General features: G+C 61.3%; 3 protein-coding genes. All 3 read right to left on the bottom strand.

Annotated features, from left to right (window positions below; all coding sequences use genetic code 11):
* Positions 1-109: 109 nt before the first annotated feature.
* On the bottom strand, positions 110-3,274 hold the full coding sequence (infB, locus tag NW818_RS12275; protein ID WP_414424710.1) for a translation initiation factor IF-2: 3,165 nt from the start codon (positions 3,272-3,274) through the stop codon (positions 110-112).
* A gap of 375 nt (positions 3,275-3,649) precedes the next feature.
* Positions 3,650-3,958 carry a YlxR family protein gene (locus tag NW818_RS12270; protein WP_414351948.1) on the bottom strand — a complete coding sequence of 103 codons (309 nt, stop codon included), beginning with the start codon at positions 3,956-3,958 and terminating at the stop codon, positions 3,650-3,652.
* Between the two features lie 44 nt (positions 3,959-4,002).
* The coding region (locus NW818_RS12265; RefSeq protein WP_414424709.1) for an HD-GYP domain-containing protein at positions 4,003-4,256 on the bottom strand (254 nt) is incomplete at its 5' end.

Genomic DNA, 4,256 nt, shown 5'->3' with positions numbered 1-4,256 from the left:
GACTCCGTCCCGCTTACGCGATCAGCTCAAACTTTCCCGCCCTGTCTGGGATCCCCTGCCCGAGAACACAGGCCTGACCGGCAGGCCAACCTGAAGTGCCTTGATGAAGCTAGACAGAGGCCAGCGTCCGCCGCTTGGTGACCATCTGGTACACCTCGATGATGTCGCCTTCCTGCCAGGATTGGAACTTGTCGATGCCGATCCCACACTCGAAGCCCGCAGCCACTTCCCGCACATCGTCCTTGAAGCGCTTCAGGGAGTCTAGACGACCTTCGTAAACCACCTCCCCTCTGCGGCGAACTCGCACCAGAGCATTGCGCTGCACCTTGCCCGAGAGCACATAGCTGCCGGCAACCGCACCGCGCCCGATGGGGATCACCATGCGCACTTCCGCTTGGCCCAGCGGCTCCTCCACTTCTTCCGGCTCCAGCAGGCCCTCCATGGCCGCCCGCAGATCGTCCAGCAGGTTGTAGATGATGTCGTACTCCCGCACATCCACGCCCTTGTCATCGGCAGCCTGACGGGCGCCGGGGGCCAGGGTGGTGTTGAAGCCGAGGATGATGGCGTCGCTGGCCGCAGCCAAATCCACATCGGTTTCCGTGATCTCGCCAGGAGCCGCCAGCAGAACCCGCAACTGGACTTCCTCTTGGGGCAAATCCCGCAGCGCTGTCTGAATGGCCTCGGCGGATCCCTGGACATCCGTCTTGATGATCAAGTTCAACTCCTTGAGCTGACCTTCTTGGGCTTTGGCGGAAACGCTACCCAAGCTCACGCGACGAGACAGCAGCGCCTGTTGTAGACGGGTTTGCCGCAGCACCTCCGCCCGCTCTTGGGCAATGCGACGGGCCTCTTTTTCGTCGGTGTAAACCTGGAACTCATCGCCGGCTGCCGGGACTTCATCCAGGCCTAGCAGTTGTACCGCCGAAGAGGGCCCGGCTTCTTGCAACCGCTGGCCGCGGTCGTCCATCATCGCTTTGACCCGGCCCAGCACTGCGCCGGCCACCAGGGTATCCCCCACCCGCAGGGTGCCGTTTTGCACCAACAAAGTGGCCACTGGCCCGCGGGCTTTGTCCAGGTGGGCCTCGATCACCGTGCCGCGAGCGGGACGATTGGGGTTGGCCTGCAGCTCGGCCACATCGGCCACTAATAGGATCATCTCCAGCAGAGCATCCAGGTTACGGCGGGTGAGAGCGCTCACCTCCACCATGGGCGTGTCGCCACCCCACTCCTCTGGCAATAGGCCGTGCTCCGCCAACTGCTGCTTGATGCGCTCTGGCTGGCTGCCGGGCTTGTCGATCTTGTTGATGGCCACGATGATCGGCACCTGAGCCGCCCGCGCATGGCTGATCGCTTCCAGAGTTTGCGGTTGTACCCCATCGTCGGCGGCCACCACCAAAACCGCAATGTCGGTGACGCGGGCTCCCCGGGCGCGCATGGCGGTAAAAGCCTGGTGGCCAGGAGTATCCAGGAAAACGATGCGCCGCTTCTGGCCTTCAAAGTTCACATCCACATGGTAGGCACCGATGCGCTGGGTGATCCCGCCAGCCTCTCCCTGCGCCACTTTGGTGTCGCGGATGGCATCGAGGAGAGTGGTTTTGCCGTGGTCCACGTGGCCCATGATGGTTACCACCGGCGGACGCGAGACCAGATGGTCGATGTCCTCCACGTCCAGCATTTCGGTTTTTTTAGCCTCGGGTTCTGCCTTGGGCCGGCGAATCTCGTAGCCCAACTCTTTGGCCACCGACTCGGCCAGCGACTCATCCAAGACCTGGTTGATGGTCACCATCACCCCCTTGAAAAAGAGGGTTTTGATGATCTCAGTTTCGGCCACGCGCAGGCGATGGGCCAATTCCTGAACGGTGAGGCTGCCATCCAAGAGCAACACCTTCTCTTCGGGCAAGGGCTCTGTCCCGCTAGCGCGATCGGCAGCACCAGCTTCAGCGGAGGTGGGTTGCTGCTGCGAACGGGCAGCAGGGCGGGGGCGGGCAGGGGGAGCAGCCGTTGCCGCGGGTGGGCGATAGGAAGGAGGCTTGGCGGTGGGGCGAGCCAAGGGCTTGAGGGCGTTCAGCTCAGCCTGCTTGACCGCTGAAATGATGGTCATGGGATCCAAATCCAAACCATCTCCATCTCCTTCCCCCCGTCTCCGACTGCGTTTGCGTTTGGCTTGGACGCGGGCAGCCCGCCGACTGAGAGCTTGTAGCTCGTCGTCCTCTTCTTCTTCCGTTTTGCGCTTGACCTTGGGTGGGGTAGGTCTTACGGGAGCCTCCGCCAACACTGGGCTGGGACGTTCCCCAGGGATTCTTTCTGGCAAGGGAGAGGCAGCATCTGGGTCAGGGGGAGCCGGCTTGGCCACAGGACGGGTAGGGGGCCCCACCAATTCCATCCGCCGCTGCGGACGAGGAGCTTCACCGACTTTGCTGCTGCTGACACTGTCTTCTTTGGTTGCCGGGGAGCGCGTGCCAGGGCGAACGGGTGCGCTCACCAGTTGTGGACGGGGGCGCTGCGCAGGTGGAGGAGAAGGAGCTTTTTCTTCCGCAGGCTGAGGAACGCGGGCGTGGCTGGGGGATGGTGCTTCTGAGGGGCTGGGGCGACTGGGCTCGGGAGCTTTTTGCGGCGGTTCAGGCCGCTCTGCCGGCGGTTTTGTCCCGGAGGTAGCTCGTTGAGGGGGCGAGAGTACGATTGGGCGCTTGGCCACAGGACTGGGCTCCGAGCTGCTGGCTTTGGCCGCGGCAGACTCAGAGGGAGTGGGAGGGGTTGCCGGTTGAGAAACAGTCTCCGGCTTTTGGGTGGCCTCAGACGAGCGGACAAGAGGGGTAACCTGCCGCCGCGGTGGGCCTATGAGCTGAGCACCACCAGCCGATCCCTTTTCGGGGGAGACTCGCTCAGGTCGAGACAGCGAGGGCTTGGCAGCCGGCAGAGTTTCAGCCGTCTTGGCTTCGCCAACTGGGGCTTGCTGCTGAACGGGCGTGGGCCGACGAATGCCGACGATCGCGCTAGCGGTGCCGGGAACTTTCTGCTGAGGGCGCTCACCGACTTTAGCTTCAGCAGGAGGCTCCGGCGGCAGGCTTTCAGATGGGGGTTTGGGCCGGGGTCGAGGAGGTTTCACAATGTGGGGGGCGCCCAGCTTGCTGCGCACCAACTCAGCTTGCTCCGGAGAAATGGTGCTGCTGTGGGTTTTGAAAGGGATCCCCAGTTGCTCACAAACCTCCAGCACATCCCGACTGTCACGCCCCATCTCACGGGCAATATCATAAATTCGAACTTTATCGGTCATTCGTCTGCTAGCCTCTGCTCCTTTACTTCTCGTCAGTTTTACTATCCAAACTCAATGGGAACCAAGTTATTGGGTTGAGCCGAACCTTTCGGGCTTGCGGGGGCTTCCTCCGGCGCATCGAGAACAGCTCGGCAATCCTCCGGGGATCCGGCCTGAAGGGAACCCAGGTCTGAAGCTGCTCTGGCAACATCCACAGGGGACATCCAGTAGGGCAGCCGGGGAAAGAATAGATGGAAACAGCGCCTCCAGAATAACCTCTCTGCAGCTCCTCCAGCCTGACCTCAGTTTTCCGGCCAACTCCCATTCTGACAATTGAGGGGGGCTGTCGTGTAGTTCGCAACCTGATGAACCTAAAAGGGCGTCTAAATATCTTACCTATGTTTGGGAATACCTCTGAGGCTCAGGCTTTTGGAGGAGATGTCCCTGGGAATCTTGCTCAAGAGAATCCAGCAGCCGTTGGAACAACGAGTCAGGCACAGGTGCCTTGAGGGCTCGGTTTATCTGTTGCTTGCGCCGGGCTGCTTGCAGACATTCCAGCCGCCGACAGACATAGGCAGAGCGCCCCATACCCTCGCCCAAAAGCACTTGGTGGGAATCAAATTGTCTGACCAGCCGCCACAGTTGTGAGCGAGGAAACAACTGGCGACACCCTACACAACGACGCAGCGGATCGGCACCCGGCAAGAGACTCTATCCTGCTGGTACACTACAAGCAAGCCCTATCTAGCCTACTCCAAATCCAGCGCCCGCGATCGCAGAAACTCAAAGAAATACTCCACCAACTGGGGATCCCGCCACCCTCTGGCTGTTTCTTCCCGCAAAATGTCTATAGCCTCTTGAGCAGTGAAAGCTCGCTTGTAAGGTCGCTCTGAGGTGAGGGCGTCGTAGATGTCGATGATCTGAAAGATGCGGGCCACCAGGGGGATCTCTTCCCCCTTGAGGCCGTCGGGATAACCGCTGCCATCCCAACGCTCGTGGTGGT

Source organism: Synechococcus sp. R6-5 (assembly GCF_047461775.1).
Taxonomy (GTDB): Bacteria; Cyanobacteriota; Cyanobacteriia; order Thermostichales; family Thermostichaceae; genus Thermostichus.
Note: the sequence above shows the minus strand (reverse complement) of the source record. Positions and strands in the feature narration are given on the sequence as shown.

What these genes read in the sequence shown, in the direction of transcription:
- infB (WP_414424710.1), bottom strand. Translation starts at nt 3,274, where the DNA reads ATGACCGATAAAGTTCGAATTTATGATATTGCCCGTGAGATGGGGCGT.